This window comes from Pseudoalteromonas marina, from assembly GCF_000238335.3.
Taxonomy (GTDB): Bacteria; Pseudomonadota; Gammaproteobacteria; order Enterobacterales; family Alteromonadaceae; genus Pseudoalteromonas; species Pseudoalteromonas marina.
Window position 1 is genome coordinate 331,133 of the sequence record NZ_AHCB03000006.1, and the last position, 19,380, is coordinate 350,512.

The following is a 19,380-nucleotide window of genomic DNA, read 5'->3' on the forward strand; positions in this document are numbered from 1 at the left end:
TTATAATAATTAGCCAGTGGTTTATAAAGAATTGTAAATAGCTCACCTCTATTTTTATTACCTCATTATAAACCCACTATTTGTAGGCATTTTTCAACGGTCAATTTAGCTCACTTACTTTTAGATTGAAATATTCTATCTGCACGTATGACTTTTTAACGATAGCTACTATATCACTGCAAGTTACACTGATAATAATAACTACGATCAATACAATATTCGCTTAGTGGTCCAATTTTAACAGATACAAAAAAGCCGCCTTACTAGTTAAGCAAGGCGGCTTTCATATTAAAACACTTATGAGCTTACATATTACCAAGCTCAATCATCATTGCGGTATACATGCGTAAATTAAGCTCTAATTGCTCAAGTGTAATAAATTCATGCTCAGAGTGGCCTGTATAACGTTTACCAGGCATTGAAGGTCCAAACGATACTGCATTATCAAATAGTTTTGCGTTAGTGCCTCCGCCAATTGATACAAAATCGGCTTTTTCGTCGCCGGTAAAGTGCTTAAATATATCAAGTAGCTTTTGCGCATGCGGCGCATTGTCTAACAGCATAGGATTACCTATCACTGTATCTATACTCTCGAGTATAACGTTATTGTTAGCTTGCCATTGATTAACGGCTGTCTCTATTTGTTGCTTTAATACATCTTCACTTTTACCAACAGGGCGACGAGCATTAACAGCTAACGTTAGCTTATTCCCGCTGCGCTCAATGACGGTTGGGGCTACGGTCATTGGGCCCATAAAGTCATGCTTATAGGCAATATCGCCAAACTGCTTACCGTGAAGATCTAACCCTATCAGTTGATTTACAAATTTAATAAGCTGTCCATCGCTATTGTTTTCAAGTGCGATTCCATCAAATAGCTCGGCTAAATGTGCAATGGCGTTCACGCCAGATTCGGGCTCAGAAGAATGGGTAGACATGCCCTTTACATTAATGGCAATGGCGTTATTTTTTTTACTAAAGTTAAATTCAACTTGATTTAGTTGCTTTGCTTTTGTTTTTAGTTGGTTAACTAGCGCATTGTTTGCATTATGCAGTACTAAACTTGCATCTTCTGGTATTTGGCTTTTGAAAGCACCACCAGCAAGGTCGCTTACATACACTGCTTTTTGATCTGATATGGCATTAAATGTAGGAGAAATTAAGCTCCAACCTTTTTCAGCAACCACTACCGGGTATGATGCATCAATGGTTACTGCATACTTTGGTTGCTCGTATGTTTTCATGAACTCAGTAAGTGGGCCCCAATCAGACTCCTCAGCCAGATAAATCATCAGCTCAATGCGGTTATTGAGCTCTATGCCTTTATCTTTAATCGCTTTCATGGCGTAAAGCGCAGTAGCGATAGCGCCTTTGTCATCTTCGGTACCACGGCCTACTAATTTACCCGGCTCTGAGGTATCAATAATAAAGGGGTTTTGCTTCCACTTACTCGCATTAGCTGGCTGCACATCACCGTGTGTTACCACTGTTACCTTGTCTGTTTGTTTACCCATGCCAATAAGCACGGTGTAACCAAGGTCTTGGTAGTCGAACCCAAGCTCGGCAGCTTTCATTTTTAATACCGATTTAAAGTTAATAAAATCTGGGTTTTGTGGTGCGGGTATTGAATCTTTATTTACTGTAGGAAAAGCAACTAAGTTAGTTAGCGTGTGTACTTGCGCATTTTGGTAGGTATTTACAGCGTAATCGGCAACATTATCAATATTTTTATGTAACTGTGCGTGCGCGCTAAATGCGAACAAAAGAGCACTGGCTAAAGCTAACTTTTTCAAAACTTATTCCATTTAATTAATAACTAAGGGCTTTAATTATAGCGCCCACACGGCATTACAAATAGCGCTTTGCGGTAATTTAACAAACTATTAAGTGTAAATATTTATATGGCGGCTTTAATATGGATAGCGGTATAATAAGCGGCTTAAAATAATTGGGGTAAATCAGTGTGAATCGTCGTAAAAAAATAGTCACTAAGTTTCAAAAGAAAGACAAACGCGCTAACGCTAAATTACACAAAAGTAATAAGCCCGCGTATATATCAAAAGCAGAGCGCGAAAAGCTAGAACAACAAGCAGAACAATCAACCCAAATTGAACAAAACCAAGAGCAGCCGTAACCTGCTCTTAGTTGTAAATTATATAATCGCCTTAAAATGCGACACTCATCCCTATATTAAACGAACGCCCCTGCCCTGCGAGCTGCTCAAAACCCGTGCTTTCGCCTTTTTTAAGCTGCGCAATGCTCACCCCACCAAGCGGTAGCTGATAGTATTCGTCAAACAAATTACTCACTTGTGCACTTAACGTTAAGTCGCCCCATGACGCTTTTGAACCTAAATTTACAATGTTGTAGCTATCGGTTTGGTTTTCTAATCGGTTGTTATCGACGCGTGTTTTAGCATCATTCCATTGCCACGACAGCGTATTTTCAAAGCGGCCCAGTTGTTGGCTTATTTCAAGCTTAGTATACAGTGGTTTTATTTGATAAAGCGGCTGGTTGGTATCATCTCGCTTTGCACGTGTATTAGTAATATTTGCATTTAATTGCCAATTACCGAGTGCTTTAGATTGATGAATATTCGCGGCTAAATCTAACTTAACCCCATACAATACGGCATCCGTATTAGTAAATTTAAGTATGTTACGTGCTGTGTTTTCTAAGCCAAATCGATTAAAAGACCTGACGAGGTCTGCATCAATGTAGTCAGATGCATTGGTATACCAAATGTTAGCACTTACTTGCCAGTCGTCGTTTTGAGCCGATTTAATATAAGTAGAGCTTATTGTATGCGCGGTTTCTACTTCTAAATTTTGGTTGCCTATATAGCCATTGCCATCACCGTACCAACCAATCATGGTGGTTGCCATATTGCTCACACCCCAGCTGTATCGCTCATACAAATTAGGTGCTCTGTTTTTGCGAGCAAGACCAAGCTGTAGCTCGTCAGTATGAGTAAGCTGATAATTAAGTAGTACACTGATATCAACCACCGTGTCTGATTTATCGTGCTCTTTGCTATTAAAAGCAGCAGCGGCACTTGCGTTACTGGGCTGCATTGGCATGGCGCTCATAGCCATCATTGCCATACCTTCGTTATATGGCTGAACATCGTCAGCACGAGTATTTACATGCTCAACACGTATACCTGAATTTAACCACAACTTAGTATTTATTTGGCTCTCAAATTCTGCAAATGCTGCAATACGCTTACGCTGACCATTATTTATATTAATGTAATCGTTTGGGCCCATCATGGCGGAACCTTCAACAGCAGACCACCAATCATCAATTCGGTAATCATAAAATGCTTGCCCAAGTAATAGGCTGCTATTGCTACCTAGGTTTAAACGCCATTTAATTTGAGAGCTTATATCGCTCGCATCTGTATTCATTGGCATCATGCCTGTTTTTTCAGCGCTAAAAAAACCCATTTCGTGTTTAACATCATGCCAATTAAGTTGGGCTTCCAATTCACTGTTTTCCAATACACGCTTGTACTGGGCCGTTGCGCCATAACTTGTGTTATCAGTCATATCCATATACTGATTGGCGAAGCCCTGATAAGGTATTTTTTGATGTGTAAGCTTAATTACAAACTGTTGTTTTTCGTCTCGTATTGCTGCAGAAAGCGCATGGTTTTGCACGCGATATAAGGTATCTAATACCAAGTCTCCATTTCCGTCGTCGTAACTTTTGGCATCACTAAACGCACCTTGGTAATTAAAACTCAGGGTATTGCTCGCAATACGTGCTCCTACCCCCACTTTTCGCGCATTGTTTACGCTATTATATTGAGCAGATACATAGCCTGAGTGCCAGTTAAGCTCATTACTTTGGCTATACTGTGGTGAAATAGTATTTACGCTTATCACCCCGGCAATATTATTGCCACCGGCACTTACCGCTGATATACCCGCAATAACATGATAAGCCGTAATTTGATTAGCAGAAACATACGAAAGCGGAGGGTTCATATGATTAGCACATGCCGCTGTAACATCAGCCCCATCGACTAATACTTTTACTCTATCCCCCATCAAGCCATTTAAAATAGGCAAATTAGACACCCCACCTGCAGCAGAAAAATCCACCCCTAAATCATTTAGTAATGATTCTGCAGAGCCAAGTGCAAGGTGTTTATTTTGCGAATGTCCCTGAACCTCAATAACTTCTAAAGAGGTGTCTTCTGCAAAGACTACTGAAGAAAATATGCTGCCTACAAAAAAAGCCAAAGGCGTTAATAAATATGTGTTTTGAGTGTTGCTTAAATCTGCCATTTTATAATTATGCCACTGTAATAGTTGGACTAATTATAATTCTTGAGGCTAGAATAAAAGCGCGACAAATTGTCGCACTTTACTCATTTTATTTTAAATACGACGGCGTTATTCATCATCAAAAATATCTTCTATTTTTAATTCAAATAACCGCGCTGCTTTAAACGCCAAAGGTAAACTGGGATCAAACTTGCCTTTTTCTATTGCGTTAATAGTTTGGCGTGATACATCTAATAATTCTGCTAGTTTGGCTTGTGTTAAATTTCGTTCAGCCCTGAGTACTTTTAAGCGGTTTTTCATTCGTCGCCCTCATCACAGCTGTAGCGTTTGTTAAGTATGTAGGTACTAATTAAATAAACCGCGCCCATTAAAAACATCAAGTCTGGTATGTCAGCCCGCACGCTAATAATGCCACTTAATTGTAAGTTACTATATGCAAGCCCACCGACCACAACCGCCCCAAGCGTAAAACCCATTGCACTTAAATGTATTTTTTGCTGTAACTCATCAAGCCCCTGTAAGTTGCGTTTATTAGCTATGATCATTGCAGTGCCCACAACAACATTTACGACAATAAAAAAGCCACTCACCACGTTATTATGATCCCAAATTAAAACCGGACCAAACGAGCAAATGGCTAGCGATAGTAACCAAATAAGCGTCCACTTAGCTAAATTAGTCGTGTTTATTTTTTGACGCTGCTTTAACGTTAATTGTGTTTGCATTTTTTAACCCTCTCAAAAAGTAAAGTGTACTTTACTATACTTGTACAAAAACAACCGCAAGTCAAATAAGCTTTACATAAAGATTGGCTTTATTGACATTACAATGTGTTACAAATCTCCAGTAAAATGTATCCAGCAGCACTTCTAAAAAGATAAAAATAACAATAGAATTACGTTATTAAATATTAAGTAACAAGTAGCCATGATATTTAATAAATACTCTAAAAAATTAAGGATATAAAATGTTAATTACAAGGCTTATAGTTTTATGCTTATTGTTATTAAGCTTTAACTCATATAGTAAAAATACGTTAGAAGATTTCTTTGATAAAAGCGGATACGTTCAAGTTAAAATTTCACCTAGTGGGAAATATTATTCACTCACTTACAGAGAAGATACTGAAGTAAAGCTGGTCATCCTTGAAAGAGAATCAGGAAAAACAACGGCCGCATTTGCATTTGGCGAAAATCAAAAAATACGTAATGTCACCTGGTTAAATGACGAAAGATTTATGATGTCAGTAGCTAAAACAGTTGGCTTTTTAGATACCAAAGGCGGACGCCCATATTATGTTGTTGCTAATTACGATGGTTCAAAAAGACGTGAAATTCTATTCTCAAACACGTCAGTTTTAGAAGTCATTAGCACCCTTCCAAATGATAAAGAAAACATTCTAGTCGCCAAAGGTCACTTTAATGATGACTTTGCCGTTAATGTTCATAAATTAAATATTTATAACGGAAAAATGGATTATGTAGGCGGCCAACCTAAAGACGACGTATTTGGTATAACTACCGATATTTCGGGTAACCCTAGATTGGCATTTCATTATGAAGAAGATGAAGAGCAAGAGCTTGGCAAAGGCGATTTAAGTGTTTATTTTAAGAAAAAAGTGAACAGCGATTGGCAGTCTTTAAATCTTGCTAAACTGAACTTTGAAAAAGGAGATGCGTTAGGTTTTTTAGGTATGAACCTAGAGGGTAACGAGGCCTTCTTAATGAGTGACTCGGGCAGAAAAACTACTGCTATTTACAGCCTTAACTTTGAAAGTGAAGAACTGACACTTTTAGCGTCAAATGACAGTGTTGATATTTCAACGCCAATATTTGGTCCTAACAGAGATGTTATAGGGGCTACGTTTGACCCTGATTACCCTCAATATCAATACTTTGATGCAAAGGGTGAAAATGCAATATTTAAAGAGCTAAGTGACACATTTAAAAATTACCGATTACAATTTACAAGCCACTCTAAAGAAAAAGGTCTTTCTGTGTTTTCTGTAGAAGCTGATAATTCGCCAACTACTTTTTACTTGTACGATACTAAAAATAAAAAAGCGACTTTTATTGCCTCAAGTGCTCCTCAGATAGATAAAAAAAGCCTCTCTATGACTGAACCTTTTAAAATAAAAGCAAGAGATGGCGTTGAATTAAACGGCTATTTAACCATACCAAAAGGAGCTGCTGATAAAAACTTACCTGCAATTGTTTACTTGCATGGCGGCCCACATGGACCTAGAGATTTCTGGCAATACAACCCTGAAACTCAGTACATGGCTTCATTAGGTTACGCTGTACTTCAAGTAAACTTTAGAGGGTCTGGTGGCTATGGCAGCGAGTTTGAGGAAAGTGGTTATAAAAAATGGGGACGCGAAATGCAAGACGACGTTACCGATGCCACTTACTGGGCTATTAATGAAGGGATAATAGATAAAGATAAAATATGTATCTATGGTGGTAGCTACGGTGGTTACACTACGTTAATGGGCGTTATTAGGGAGCCAGACCTGTACAAGTGTGCAATTGGTTATGTGGGTGTATATTCAATTCCAGAAATGAAAGAAAGCGGCGATATCCCCACCAGAGAGTCAGGTCGAAAGTATTTAGACATGGTTCATGGTACCAACATGGAAGATATGCAAGCTCGCTCTCCTTCATTTAATGTTGATAAAATTAAAGCCAAGCTGTTTATTGCCCATGGCGAGGACGATGTAAGGGTTCCTATGGAACAATATGAAGCATTAACATCAGCGCTTGATAAAATAGGCTATCCATATGAGTCAATGGTGAGAGACGAAGGGCATGGATTTCATCAACCTAAAAACATCTCTGATTTCTACACAAAAATGGCTGAATTTTTTGCAGAGAGCCTAAAATAATACGCCAATAAAATTGTGCCAGCATAAATGCTGGCACTTTCATCCGCTCCACTAAAAAACAATCTTACATAGCTTCCACTGCTTTTAATAGCATCCAAAAGTTATGCCCACCAGCATTAAATAATATAAATCGTATTTATTTAACTCTATCTAATGACTTAGCCTACCGCTTAACTTAAACTAAATGCCTCAAGTTTTTCTATATTCATTTCATAATTTTTTACATTTATAACCCATAGTGCTTTTTTGCTCTGGCGTTACTTTTTATATTTAAACATCTAATTCAAAGGGGGTTTATGAAACCTGATGTTACATCAATACCCAATCAGCTAAATAAAACGGCTATTTTAATTGTGCTGGCGTTAGGCACCTTTATTTTAGGTTTATCTGAATTTTCGATGATGCCAATGTTGCCCCTCATAAGCGAAACATTTGGTACTACACCTTCTCAAAGTGGTTATGCTATAAGCGCGTATGCTATAGGCGTAGTGGTTGGTGCACCTGTGTTAATGCTTTCAACGGCTAATATGCGAAAACGAAAAGCACTGCTGATTTTTTTAAGTTTAATGTGTGTATCTAATGGGCTTAGTGCATTGGCTACGTCGTTAGAGCAGTTAATCATATTTAGGTTTTTGAGTGGATTGCCCCATGGCGCTTATTTTGGTGCTGCCATTTTGCTTGCATCTGATATTGCGCCGCAAGGTAAACGAGCCAGCTTTATGTCAAAAGTATTTATGGGATTAACCATTGCAACTATTGTTGGTGTGCCCGTTGTAACATTGGTAGGCCAAAATTTAAGTTGGCGTTACTGTTTAGCTGGTGCCGCAGCGATTGCTTTTGTTGCATTTATTTTAGTTTATAAAGTCGTGCCCAACATAGACAACGCTAAACCCTCTAACTTATTAAACGAGTTTGGTGTGCTCAAAAACAAGCTCGTATGGTCAATTCTAGGCATTGTTATTATTGGCTTTGGTGGTGTTTTTTGTATTTATACCTACATTGCTGACACCATTTTAGATGTAACAAATACAGCGCCTTATACTATCTCGGTGGCAATGGTAATGTTTGGCATTGGCTGTACACTGGGTAATTACGTTTTAGGAAAAGCTGCAGACAAGTCGGCAATAAAAACAACAGGCTTTGCGCTTGTATGCACTATTATTTTTGCATTTGCTTATGTTTCGGCAAGTTATAATATTTGGGTGCTTTATGCGGTTATTTTTTTCATCGGATGTAGTGTCGGTTTAGCGACATTAATTCAAAGCCTACTCATGGATGTAGCACCTGAGGGTCACGCGATGATAGGCGCATTAGTTCAATGTGCATTTAATACAGCAAACGCAATTGGCCCGTGGGTAGGTGGAATCGCGATTGCCAAAGGGGCTGCGCCAAATCAAACTGGCTATGTGGCTGCGGCATTATTTTTAGGTGGCTTAGGAATGTGGTTGCTGAGCTATTTACAACTTAATAAGTCACCCAATTTAAACACAGTTAATTAATCACAACACAAAAAGAGCGACTGATAAGCCGCTCTTTTACTTTCATATCAATAAATTTTTACGAATCTAACGACGCCATATCAATGACAAAACGATAACGTACATCTGAATTTTCCATACGTTCGTATGCAGTGTTAATTTCGTCAATGTTAATCATTTCACACTCAGGTAATACATTGTTTTCACCACAAAAATCGAGCATTTGCTGAGTTTCTGCTATACCACCTATAAGTGAACCTGCAACCTGACGTCGTCCCATTAATAATGGCACTGTATTTAACTCTTCAACAGGCCCCACTTGACCAACAATAATTAATGCTCCATCTATGTCTAATAGCGGTGTATAAATTGATAGGTCGTGCTTAACTGGCACTGTATCAATGATCACATCAAATGCTGACTGTGATTCTTTCATTTCGTCATCATTTGTTGAAACTAAGTAATGCTGGGCACCAAGTTTAACAGCATCTTCTTTTTTAGATTCGCTTCGGCCTACAACAGTTACCTCAGCACCCATTGCTACGGCATTTTTTACCGCCATATGACCTAAGCCACCAAGGCCTACAACTGCAACACGGCTGCCTTTTTTAACGCCCCATTTATGTAGTGGAGAATACGTAGTAATACCTGCACATAACAACGGTGCAACGCGTGAGAGATCTAAACTCTGTGGTATTGAAAGTACAAACTCTTCACGAACTACAACATGCTTAGAGTACCCACCTTGGGTCATTTCTCCGGTTTCTCTGTCTTTACCGGCATATGTGCCAACCATGCCCTCACGGCAAAATTGCTCTTCATTATTGCCGCACTGATCGCAGCTTTTACACGAATCAACCATACAGCCTACGCCAACGGTATCACCTTGTTTGTATTTTTTAACATCGCTACCAACCGACTTAACTTTGCCAACAATTTCATGGCCTGGCACGAGTGGGTATTTTACACCGCCCCAATCGTTTCTAACGGCGTGTAAATCTGAATGGCACACTCCGCAGTATAAAATTTCAATTTCTACATCGTTATTTCGTAAATCGCGGCGTTCAAACTCAAACTCTGTAAGCTCAGACCCTTGGCTTTTTGCAGCATATCCTACTGTTTTCATCATAACTCCATAGTTGTTTAAAAATTTAAAACGCATTGAGTATGTACTTTGAGGAGTGAATACAAACTGAAAAGCAGCCACAAAAAAGCCCAAATATTATTTGGGCTCAATCACATACTAATAATTAAGGTAGTGTTACTTAGTAAGCTCTGCGTTAATTTCGTCAATTAAAGTATTAATGCGCTCGGCATTTTTACCTAAATCGCTGCGACCAACACGTGATTTACTTCTTATATCAACAAATCGCTCAGTACCTTCATCAACAATACGAACAACAACATCGTCTTTAAAGCCAAACCACGTTGTGGTGTCTGTTGCTTCTATTAAACCAAGTGGTTTATTAGCGCTTACCAATTCCCAGCCTAAGTTTTTAATTGCTTGCTCGGTTGCTGCAATTAAATCACTTTGCGACTGTGCAAAGTTAAGGGTTGTTAGTTCTGGGTAAGCTTTACGTTGTTGTACCGCGGTTTCTTCCCCTGCGTATTCAACTGGATTTGGTGCGTCAGCGCGAAGTGGTGCAATAGCAACAAACTTAGGCGGGTTAACCAAGTCAGTTGAAATATCATGAATTGGCGGTACATTTTTGGCTTTATTCATCATGTTAAGCGGCATAGCAATAGCAACCACAGAAAATACTACAGCAACGATAGCACTACCAAATGAAGCGGTTTTACGCATAAATATTAACTGTACTAGCAGTAAAACAAGTGCTGCACCACCCACATACACGCCGTATCTAAAGCCTGTAAAAGCAAGGCCTAAATCAACCACGCCAAACTTGTATAAAGGGCCAGGTAATACAACCAGTAAAAAGGCGATTAAACTCACCAAGCTGACTAAAATCTTCATTATTGTGCTCCATTTTGTGTGTAATTGTTATTTTGTAAACAGCACTTATACTGCACGTGCTTGATTTTGGTTTACCATTAGCAACTAATTACATAAAAAAGTCCAATGTTGTGCGATCAAAGTTAGTAAGATTAGGAAAAATATCGCTCAATTCAGATGATGGAACACCAAACCATTGCGCCAATGAGGCAAAGTATTGCTCATTTGCCACGCTTGGGATGAGCCTGCCACTGCCAACGTCTTGCGGGCCGTCTAAATGCTGCGTTAAAAATTCACCATAAATATCGCCTCCTTTAACCGCTCCTCCCATTACTAGTTGATTGCCAGCCCAACCATGATCGGTGCCATCACCATTTGAGGTCAGCGTTCTACCAAAGTCCGACATCGTAAAGGTCGTTACTTTGTCTGCCATATTTAGCTCTTGCATTGCGCTATTAAATTCGCTCAAGCTTTGCGCTAATGAATTTAACAAAAGCGGGTGGGTTTCTAATTGGTTGTCGTGGGTGTCAAACCCGCCCATTGAAACAAAAAACACTTGGCGCTGTGTTGCTAAAGTAGACTGCACACTAATTGCTTTTGCCACTGCGGCCAATTGCTGAGAAACACTAGAATCGCTAAATGGTGTTATCAGCTCTGGGGCAGTCTCTAACGCATTGTTCATAGTTTGAGTATTGTTAATAGCCGAATTAAAGCTTTTGGCATAAGCATCACTAAGCGGATGATGAGTATTGCCCATTATACGATTCATAATGTTAGTTACATGGTCTGTGCGTGGTTGATAACCGCCAAATGCATTTATACGACTAATCCCACTTTTATTTAGTGCAAACGCTTTTGTTTGGCTGCCTGTTTGCCACAGATTAGTTCCATCTAACGACACATTGGCAGCAAACTGATCCTGCTGATTTAAACGCTCTAACAAACGTGCTCCCCAACCACTGTTCAGCGACTGTTTTTCACGGCCATACATCCAAGATGCTTGCTGATCATTATGAGAAAATAAGTGCTTAGGTAACACCACTGCATTATTTTTGTAATCGTTATAACTTGTTGGCGCAAGCAAGGTACCCACCCCACCAACAAACGCTAAATTAGATTCATTAAAAACACGTTGAATAGGCGACAATGATGGGTGCAACCCTACACCACCTGCAAACTGGGTTGCAGTATTTAAAGTAATTGGCGATGCAACCGCTAAATTTTGTCGGCTTTGTTCGTACAAACTACGCTGCTCGCCTTCAAGGGGTACCAACATGTTGAGTGAATCGTTACCGCCATATAAAAAAATGCATACTAGTGCTTTGTAGTCGCCTAGTTCAACTGCATTAACAGAGCCTGTAAGCGCTTGTAGTTGCAAACTAGTCAGTGCGGCTGCCGATACACCGCCTTTTAAACATAACGACAAAAATTGTCTTCTATTAATGCTCATTATGTCTCTCCTAGTACTGCAAATTAAATTCAGGTGAAATAGCAATCATATAAAGTAAATACGATACCCGTTCGCGATATTGATCGTCATCAAAATAGGCATCTAAATCTAATAATGCTTGGCGTGTGTCACTACTCATAGAGCCTGCAAAATACAGTACGTTGTATTGATCGAGTAAGTAGTTAACCCCATTGTTTTGCAAAGTATTCATATCGTTAATGATGTAAACATAAATACCGCTTGGATTTAAATCCGTGTGTGCCTCGGCAGTACTCCACACTAAATCGGCAAAGTGCTCGTTCATGGTGCCTATAATCGTTGCATCGCCGGCTATTTGTAGCTCAGGAGCCACTAATGAATTTGTTCGCAACTGAGCAGGCTGGTAGTCAGGTCTAAAAAAGTTAAACACCGAACTCGACTGCATAGGCCCTTGCCCATATCGGTCAACTAAATTCCATGTTTTGTAATAACCTTCGGGTGACCTTGCGTTTAGGTTTCGCCAAAATTGGACTGTTTTAAGAAGCGGTTCTTTTATTTTACCTTGGTAGCTTAATACACTGCCATAATGACGAGCTTCATCATCTAAATATATAGCTTTTACTACTGCTGCTAGATCACCTCGAACGCCTTCGCCATTATCATTAAATACACTGGCAATTCGCTCTACATATTGCGGCGTAGGGTTTGATGTAATTAGTCGTTGTATTAACTGCTTACTGATAAAAGGCGCTACATTTTGATGGTTAAATAAATTATCAAGCGCTAGTTGTAACGACTCTTGCGCACCATACCCTTGGGGAATAATGTCGCCGTTTAATAACATTTTTTGCTTTTGTGAATGGTACTCTTCAAATGCTTGCATGGGCGCAACATAGTCGCGACTTTTGCGCTTAAATGTTTCACTGCCTGCAAATGTCCACCCTGTAAATACACGAGCAAACCCTTCTATTTCTGCTTGGCCATACGTTGCAATAGTATTACCGTTAGCGTCTAATTTAGCGGTACCGTCTTGGTTTAGCTCATCAAGCCCGATAGTAAATAACTGCATAACCTCACGGGCATAGTTTTCATCGGGGCGAATATTAAGTGCATCATCGGCCTTTTCGTTACCCAAATGGCTAAGATAAGTGCCCATGATTGGCGATAAAGTTACCGCCTCAAGTAAATCACGAAAATTACCAAATGCATGCGTTAGCAGTAAATCGTAATATGTCACCATGCCCTCAGGCTGAGAGCGTAAATCGTTATTGAGATCAGACACTACAAGTATTTCACTCAGCGCAAAGGCCACGCGCTGGCGTAGTTGATCGTCGCTTTGCATTACGGCTTTCCACCACGCGTCTATTCGGCTTATATACCTAAAATCTTCATCGTCATTAGTAAACACCATATAGTCACGATGATAGTTAATGGGCAATGCCAGTTGGGCATCAAGCCATTGCAGCTCACTTTGACCTTGCGCGTTTTGTATTTCTACAAGCGTTGGCCCCATGCTTCCTTGATGCAACAACCGAGCTGCAGAAAATGCATCCATGCTATTACGGGCAAAAAAATTGATCGTTTTAACGGTAGTGGCCCCTTCGTTATCGGTCGCGGTAACATTAAACGCATACTCTGAAGGCGTGTAAGTTAGTGCATCAGCCAATTTAACGCTAACTGAGCTTGCGTTTACTGACTCACTTAACACCGTAGGCCCCGAAGTTTGTTTCCAAATTACACTTGCGATGCTGCCATCAGCATCGCTGGCTGTTGCTTTTAGCTCAATAGTTTGGCTTTTTGTGATATCACTGGGTAAGCCCGACAGGGTTAAAGAAGGAAGTTTGTTACCATTAACGGTTGGGGTATCATCTGAGCCAGAACCACCGCAGGCACTAAGAAAAAAGACTGAACTTACTATCAAAACTAATTTATAATGCATGTTAAATCGCCATGATATTTTGGTTTAAGTAAGCAATTGCCTACTTAGTTTAATGCATTAATTGAAACACAAAATTTACATTTTTTCCTTTTATTTTTTGTAATCGAAACTTGACTAACGTTCAAAATTGCACAAACTACGGGGGTTAAACAGCCAGAGACTCATACATGAAAACAGAAATTAGTTATCGTTTTGAATCATCGCAAGTGGCCAACCGTTTTTTACATGAGTTAAAAAACTGGCCAGTGAACGATGTTAAAACACGTCTTTTTAATGGAGGGGATAGCGTAAAAGTAAGCTATGATTACGACGAAACAGGCTTCGATTATACCATTGCCGAGCTTGATGATTTAGCCGAGCAACATGGAGGAAAAGAAGTTTAGTGCAACGTAATATGTATTAAACTTTTTAGCATTAATAGTAACAATTCGCGATGCTGGTTTAATTATATTGATTTAATTAAGGCTCTGTCTCTTCCGGTGTTTTTTGCCTCGTACAGCATAACGTCTGAATCTTTAATTAATGATTTGGCTGTGATGCTTTCATTATCCATAGCCTTTGCCGTTGCAAAAGCACAGCCTACACTTATAGTTAAAACATCACTTACTTTAGAGCCTTTGTGAGGTAATTTAAGCGCATTTACATTTTTTCGTAATTGTTGAGATATTAGTTCAAATTGCTCAAACGAAAGCTGGTTAAACAGCATTATAAATTCCTCACCTCCATAACGTGCTGCTATACCATTATTTGATTGGGCAGTTTCTTTTAAAACACCACATAGTGCTTGTAAGGCACAATCTCCTTCTTGATGACCATAACAGTCGTTGTACAACTTAAAGTAATCAACATCAATTAGCATTAATCCCAACGTTGTTTTTTGATTGTGTGCAGCATGCCACTGTAATGTGTAAATTTCTTCAAAGGCACGTCGGTTATAAATTTGCGTTAACTCGTCTATTTTACTTATTTTTTCAAGTTGTTCGTTTTGTTTTTTGACCTCTTTTATTAAGGAATTAAAACCATTTATAAGTACACGCATTTCTAAAAACTGATTTTTAAAATGAAGCGGTTGAAGGTCATTTTTAAGTAACATTAAATTGATTGCCGATGCGCCATTAATTAATGGTGTAATAAAAAAACGATTAACAACAAAAAAACCTATTAAAGAGGCTACAAAAAACATTATTAAAATAATAATTAAATACAAGTCAAATAACACAGGCAACCTTTGATGGTGATGATCAATATTCATTGTCAGTAATGGGTTACCATTTATGTCTAGCAATATTCTTTGTCGCTCAGTGGCTATTCCCTCATTTTGGATTCCACCATTTAAAACAAGTAAATTTTGTGTTGCGCTATCGTCATTTATTATTGAGTAGCTAAGTTTTACTTGCGCCACTTCTGCCATCATAGCAACTTGTGATTTCCTTACTTTTTTAATAAAAACAATACTACCAACAGGCTCTCCTGTTTTATTTGTTCGTTGAATTACGTGCGATGCAAACATAACAGGACCATGCTCTGTTCTTAAAAAACCGAAGCGTTCTGACGTATTTTTTTTATAAGGTAGGATAGTACGGTTAGGTAAATGAGTATTTAGATCAAATTCTGGCAGCTCAAAGGATTTCTCCTGAATGTAATCAAAAGTATGCCCATAAACTTGTTTAAAGTTCATGTCGTAAATAAATACACCATCTATTTTGAGTGATTTAAAGGTATCGTCCACATAATTTGACTCAATATAGTCTTTATCAAAGCTCGTCATGAAATCGTAAGAGTCATCCCACACCGCATAATCGTAATTTAGGGTTTTTAAGAAAACAAACTCTCTGTTTAATGCAATTTCTAGGCTTAATAACTCTCTATTTTGGTAGTCTTTAATGTTTTCATTTATAGTTGGTAACGTAAAAAAGTATCGATAGCTAACCAATAAGCTAGTCACAAAGCACATTAAAATTAAAGTACCTATTATTACAAAAAATCTTAATGTCATTATTAGGCCCTAGGGTGTGAAGTAGCTTAATTTATTTTCTGAATAGCGCTTATCTATAGTTTTTTAAATGTGCTTGGGTTTCTTCTGCGCCAATATAATTAGTTTAACGATGATTCCGGCATTAATGTTATTGGCATGGTACAGCGCATTAGCGTACCTTCGCCAAGCTCACTTTCTACCTCAATTGAACCATTATGCTCTTTTAGCACGTTATAAACGATGGCCATTCCCATCCCCGTTCCCTTCCCTACTGGTTTTGTTGTATAGAATGGTTCAAAAATATGGCTTTTAGTTTGCTCGTCCATTCCACAGCCATTATCAGCAATTTCAATATAAATATTTTTTTCGTCTGAAAATAACTTGATGACTATTTTACCTTGCTTGCCATCAACTAAATCACACGCATATTTTGCATTTAGCAGTATATTTACAAACACTTGGTTAATTGCCGATAAATTACAATAACTCAATGGCAGCTCTTCATAATCACATTCCACCTGACAACTTTTTAGCTGATTGGCGAGTAACTTAATGGCACCATTTAATGACTCAGTAATATCAGCCATAGCCAATAAGTTATTTTTCGGTCTGGCAAAGTTAAGCAAATTATTTACTATGGCAGCGATACGTTGAAGTCCCTCATGAGTGTCGCCGAGCAGTTCATCTAAATCTTCTAAAATAAAATCTATATTCGTTTCTTGGTCGAGCTTAACCAATTGTGCTTCAAGCTCTGAAGCCGAGATAGACTTATCTATGAACTGCTTAGATATCTGCATTAATGAATGAAGTGTTGGTTTAAAGTACTTAATGCTTTCTACATTACTCATTACATAAGCAAGCGGGTTATTTATTTCATGTGCTACGCCTGCCGATAACGTACCGAGTGTTGCCATTTTATCGGTTTGCATTATGGTTACCTGCTGGCTTTTTAGCATGCTCAGCTTTTCTTTTAACTCTTGATTAGCGCAAAATAACTTACGTGTTTTATCTTCAAGTAAAACTTCTAACTGATCTCTTGCCGCTTTTTCACGCAAATACGCTTTTTTGTAGTTATAGTCGTCTTCAGCCATTTAAAGCCTCATACTTCACTTCAATAACGCACTTGTCGCAGCCGTCGTGCATACATTCAACATGGTTTAAAGAAACATCAATACCGTAGTGCGAAGCCGCACCATAAATAAGCCCTTCTGCGCACATACATAACTGCCTTTTAGAACGGTAATGCATTAAAATAAATCCATCTTCAATCAGTTTAGACTCTATTTCTGGTAGGTTTGGTTCATGGTATAGCTTAGCGACTTCAACATGAATGACCTTATCAATCCCCATTATTAACTCTGCAAAACTATTAAAGCCTTTCGCAACCGTTGGGTGGCTTCTGTTTAAGTGGCCAAACAAATACTCACCAAATGCTTTTAATACTTCAGGCATAGTCATCGATAGGGCTGTCGCTACATCTTGGGCTAAACCAATTATCTCTTCATCTGGGTAACTTTGTGCAGAAATATACACACGGCCATCAGGGGCGTTTTTTTCAAGTAACTCATCCCATGCCGCCATACCGCACTTTTCAATAACCAGTGCCTCTAAGCCTCTAAAAATTATGCCTTTCATGTTTTATCCTTATTTATTACTTAACCACCATTGCTCTATGTCGGGAAATAGCGCTAAGTCATCTATAAAATCAAACTCTTCAAGATTAAAGTTAAACGCATTATTGCAAAACATATGTTCAACAATTATGTGAATCACGGTTAATGATATGCTTTTTTGTGAGGGTAATTCATCAATCAATTGCGCATCGACTATTTTTTGGTCAAACCCCCAAAGCGCCAGTAAATAAGCACTTAACACAAACTTAGGTACAACTTCGTTATCTAAGTCGCCATGAGGATCACTCGTTGTAATTAACTCACCTATAACACTTAATAACCCTACAGCACATGCGAGTAATTGAGTTTGGCGATCTTGCTTTATATATTTTGCTAACGATTGCGATAACTCTGCTTTTTTATAGCCTTTGTCTATTAAGTGATTAATTGCTTTTTGTTTATTTTTAATAAGTAACTGATGAGATAACTCTGAAAAAACCACAATTGCTCTGAGGTTTATTAAGCCAATCCTTACAATCGCTTCTTTAACACTCGAGGTAGTACTATCAAACCCCATAAAAGCCGAGTTAGCAATTTGTAAAACTTTACCAGCCAGTAAAGGGTCGTGCCTAACATCTTTTTCTAAAATAGAAATATTAGGCTCATTTTTATTAAGTTCATTGAGTAGGTTTTGCTTTACCTCACCTAAAAACGGAAGCTCAGAGAGTTGCCCTAAAATAACGCGATGCTCACTGCTAATAGGAAGTGTTTTTAAAACAACAGCACTATTTATTACACTCTCTAAATGAGACTGAGCAAAAGGCTTAACTAGGTGAAAATGGATTACATTATTTAATTGTAGCTGGTAATTTCCACTCATATCACCTGTTAATAAACACCTAAGCGCAGATGGGCAGAGCTCTTTAGCTTGTTCTAAAACGTTTTTCCCCGTGGGAAGTTGCATCATCGAATCACAAAAAATAATATCAGGTAAGGCGTTGTTATTTATTTGCTGTTCAAATTGAGTAGCAACTTGAACTGTGCACACATGAGCACTGGGGCATAAACGGTTAAGCGTGCGTATTAACGCACGTAACAGCAGTTCGTCGTCATCAATAATAAGAATATTGATTTTTAAATCATGCATCTACTACACCTAAAGCTATAACGTACTAGTTTATAATTAAAGCGTAGTATATTTTTATCAATACCCCTACTTTCAAAGGCGCTAATTAATAAAAAGTAAATGCATGGTTTTATTCATGATATTTACGGATCATCGCCACTTTACCGTTTTCAACTTCTATTACTTCCATCATTACTGATGTGTACTCTATTGGCTGCTTACTTTGTGGGTGAATGCCTTTAGCGTGGTTTTTATAACGAATCGCAAAACCGCTATCGTTAAATATAAAAGTATTGAGTAGCTCACTTTCATAGTGGGTATGCGCGCCTAAGTAAAAGCTCATGCCTTTGCGCATTAGTTTTTTGCCCTCGGCAGTGCGAGAGTCATCTACTTGATACGGTATGTGCTGACTGCCAACATCGTCCGTTAATAAGCTAAGGTAGGCTTCAAGCTCTTTTTCAGTTGCGTTAGGCGCTTGCGTTGCGGTCATGGCGCTGTAGTAATGCTGTGCAAATTTGTTTAAGTCCAGTGCCTCTTCAGCATCAACCAAAAAGGTACTCACTAATAGCAAAGCTAATGTAAATAGTCGTTTCATCACTTCTTCCTTGTAGTTAAAAGTATTGATTTATTTATAGGTACACTATATTCATATGCTCAAAAATAAAACAAATATTTTTAAGTTAATAA

17 protein-coding genes are annotated in these 19,380 nt (G+C 38.5%); 4 read left to right on the forward strand and 13 right to left on the reverse strand.

Translation table 11 applies throughout. The features are described from left to right. Positions 1-305 precede the first annotated feature (305 nt). Positions 306-1,793 (reverse strand): dipeptidase, encoded by a 1,488-nt coding sequence (locus PMAN_RS10440; RefSeq protein ID WP_010557032.1) that lies wholly within the window; start codon positions 1,791-1,793, stop codon positions 306-308. A gap of 170 nt (positions 1,794-1,963) precedes the next feature. Here PMAN_RS10440 and PMAN_RS10445 point away from each other — a divergent pair, with 170 nt between their 5' ends. After that, a complete protein-coding gene (locus PMAN_RS10445) occupies positions 1,964-2,134 on the forward strand; it encodes a DUF2986 domain-containing protein (RefSeq protein WP_010557031.1) in 171 nt (56 codons plus the stop codon). Positions 2,135-2,165: 31 nt separating this feature from the next. Here PMAN_RS10445 and PMAN_RS10450 read toward each other — a convergent pair whose 3' ends face one another. From PMAN_RS10450 to PMAN_RS10460, 3 genes are all read right to left on the reverse strand, one after another. Continuing rightward, positions 2,166-4,295 carry a TonB-dependent receptor gene (locus PMAN_RS10450; protein ID WP_010557030.1) on the reverse strand — a complete coding sequence of 710 codons (2,130 nt, stop codon included), beginning with the start codon at positions 4,293-4,295 and terminating at the stop codon, positions 2,166-2,168. 108 nt (positions 4,296-4,403) lie between these two features. Beyond that, positions 4,404-4,595, reverse strand: coding sequence for a helix-turn-helix transcriptional regulator (locus PMAN_RS10455; RefSeq protein ID WP_008132333.1), 192 nt, complete (start codon positions 4,593-4,595; stop codon positions 4,404-4,406). Continuing rightward, positions 4,592-5,020: a hypothetical protein gene (locus PMAN_RS10460; RefSeq protein WP_010557029.1), complete on the reverse strand. Its 429-nt coding sequence runs from the start codon at positions 5,018-5,020 to the stop codon at positions 4,592-4,594. Before PMAN_RS10460 ends, PMAN_RS10455 begins: the two co-directional genes overlap by 4 nt. A 242-nt stretch (positions 5,021-5,262) precedes the next feature. Between PMAN_RS10460 and PMAN_RS10465 the strand changes: the two genes are divergently transcribed. Both PMAN_RS10465 and PMAN_RS10470 read left to right on the forward strand, forming a co-directional pair. Continuing rightward, positions 5,263-7,179, forward strand: coding sequence for an alpha/beta hydrolase family protein (locus tag PMAN_RS10465; RefSeq protein WP_010557028.1), 1,917 nt, complete (start codon positions 5,263-5,265; stop codon positions 7,177-7,179). 296 nt (positions 7,180-7,475) lie between these two features. Then, positions 7,476-8,678, forward strand: a complete 1,203-nt coding sequence (locus PMAN_RS10470) for an MFS transporter (protein WP_010557027.1) — start codon at positions 7,476-7,478, stop codon at positions 8,676-8,678. A gap of 58 nt (positions 8,679-8,736) precedes the next feature. Here PMAN_RS10470 and PMAN_RS10475 read toward each other — a convergent pair whose 3' ends face one another. The 4 genes from PMAN_RS10475 to PMAN_RS10490 all read right to left on the reverse strand — a co-directional run bounded on the left by PMAN_RS10475 (position 8,737) and on the right by PMAN_RS10490 (position 13,979). After that, complete coding sequence (locus tag PMAN_RS10475; protein ID WP_010557026.1) at positions 8,737-9,783, reverse strand: NAD(P)-dependent alcohol dehydrogenase; 1,047 nt, start codon at positions 9,781-9,783, stop codon at positions 8,737-8,739. A 135-nt stretch (positions 9,784-9,918) separates the two neighbouring features. Then, positions 9,919-10,632, reverse strand: coding sequence for a DUF1499 domain-containing protein (locus PMAN_RS10480; RefSeq protein ID WP_010557025.1), 714 nt, complete (start codon positions 10,630-10,632; stop codon positions 9,919-9,921). Between the two features lie 88 nt (positions 10,633-10,720). Next, positions 10,721-12,061 carry a DUF1501 domain-containing protein gene (locus PMAN_RS10485; RefSeq protein WP_010557024.1) on the reverse strand — a complete coding sequence of 447 codons (1,341 nt, stop codon included), beginning with the start codon at positions 12,059-12,061 and terminating at the stop codon, positions 10,721-10,723. 10 nt (positions 12,062-12,071) lie between these two features. Next, a complete protein-coding gene (locus PMAN_RS10490) occupies positions 12,072-13,979 on the reverse strand; it encodes a DUF1800 domain-containing protein (RefSeq protein WP_010557023.1) in 1,908 nt (635 codons plus the stop codon). 167 nt (positions 13,980-14,146) lie between these two features. Between PMAN_RS10490 and PMAN_RS10495 the strand changes: the two genes are divergently transcribed. After that, positions 14,147-14,362: a hypothetical protein gene (locus PMAN_RS10495; RefSeq protein ID WP_006791468.1), complete on the forward strand. Its 216-nt coding sequence runs from the start codon at positions 14,147-14,149 to the stop codon at positions 14,360-14,362. A 62-nt stretch (positions 14,363-14,424) separates the two neighbouring features. Here the strand turns inward: PMAN_RS10495 and PMAN_RS10500 are convergent, their stop codons facing one another. From PMAN_RS10500 to PMAN_RS10520, 5 genes are all read right to left on the reverse strand, one after another. Beyond that, on the reverse strand, positions 14,425-15,975 hold the full coding sequence (locus PMAN_RS10500; RefSeq protein ID WP_010557022.1) for a sensor domain-containing diguanylate cyclase: 1,551 nt from the start codon (positions 15,973-15,975) through the stop codon (positions 14,425-14,427). Between the two features lie 98 nt (positions 15,976-16,073). Continuing rightward, positions 16,074-17,045: a sensor histidine kinase gene (locus tag PMAN_RS10505; RefSeq protein ID WP_008132344.1), complete on the reverse strand. Its 972-nt coding sequence runs from the start codon at positions 17,043-17,045 to the stop codon at positions 16,074-16,076. Then, positions 17,038-17,589 carry a heme NO-binding domain-containing protein gene (locus PMAN_RS10510; RefSeq protein ID WP_006791471.1) on the reverse strand — a complete coding sequence of 184 codons (552 nt, stop codon included), beginning with the start codon at positions 17,587-17,589 and terminating at the stop codon, positions 17,038-17,040. Before PMAN_RS10510 ends, PMAN_RS10505 begins: the two co-directional genes overlap by 8 nt. 9 nt (positions 17,590-17,598) lie before the next feature. Next, on the reverse strand, positions 17,599-18,714 hold the full coding sequence (locus PMAN_RS10515; RefSeq protein ID WP_010557021.1) for an HDOD domain-containing protein: 1,116 nt from the start codon (positions 18,712-18,714) through the stop codon (positions 17,599-17,601). Positions 18,715-18,823: 109 nt separating this feature from the next. Further along, positions 18,824-19,288, reverse strand: a complete 465-nt coding sequence (locus PMAN_RS10520; RefSeq protein ID WP_010557020.1) for a nuclear transport factor 2-like protein — start codon at positions 19,286-19,288, stop codon at positions 18,824-18,826. Positions 19,289-19,380 lie beyond the last annotated feature (92 nt).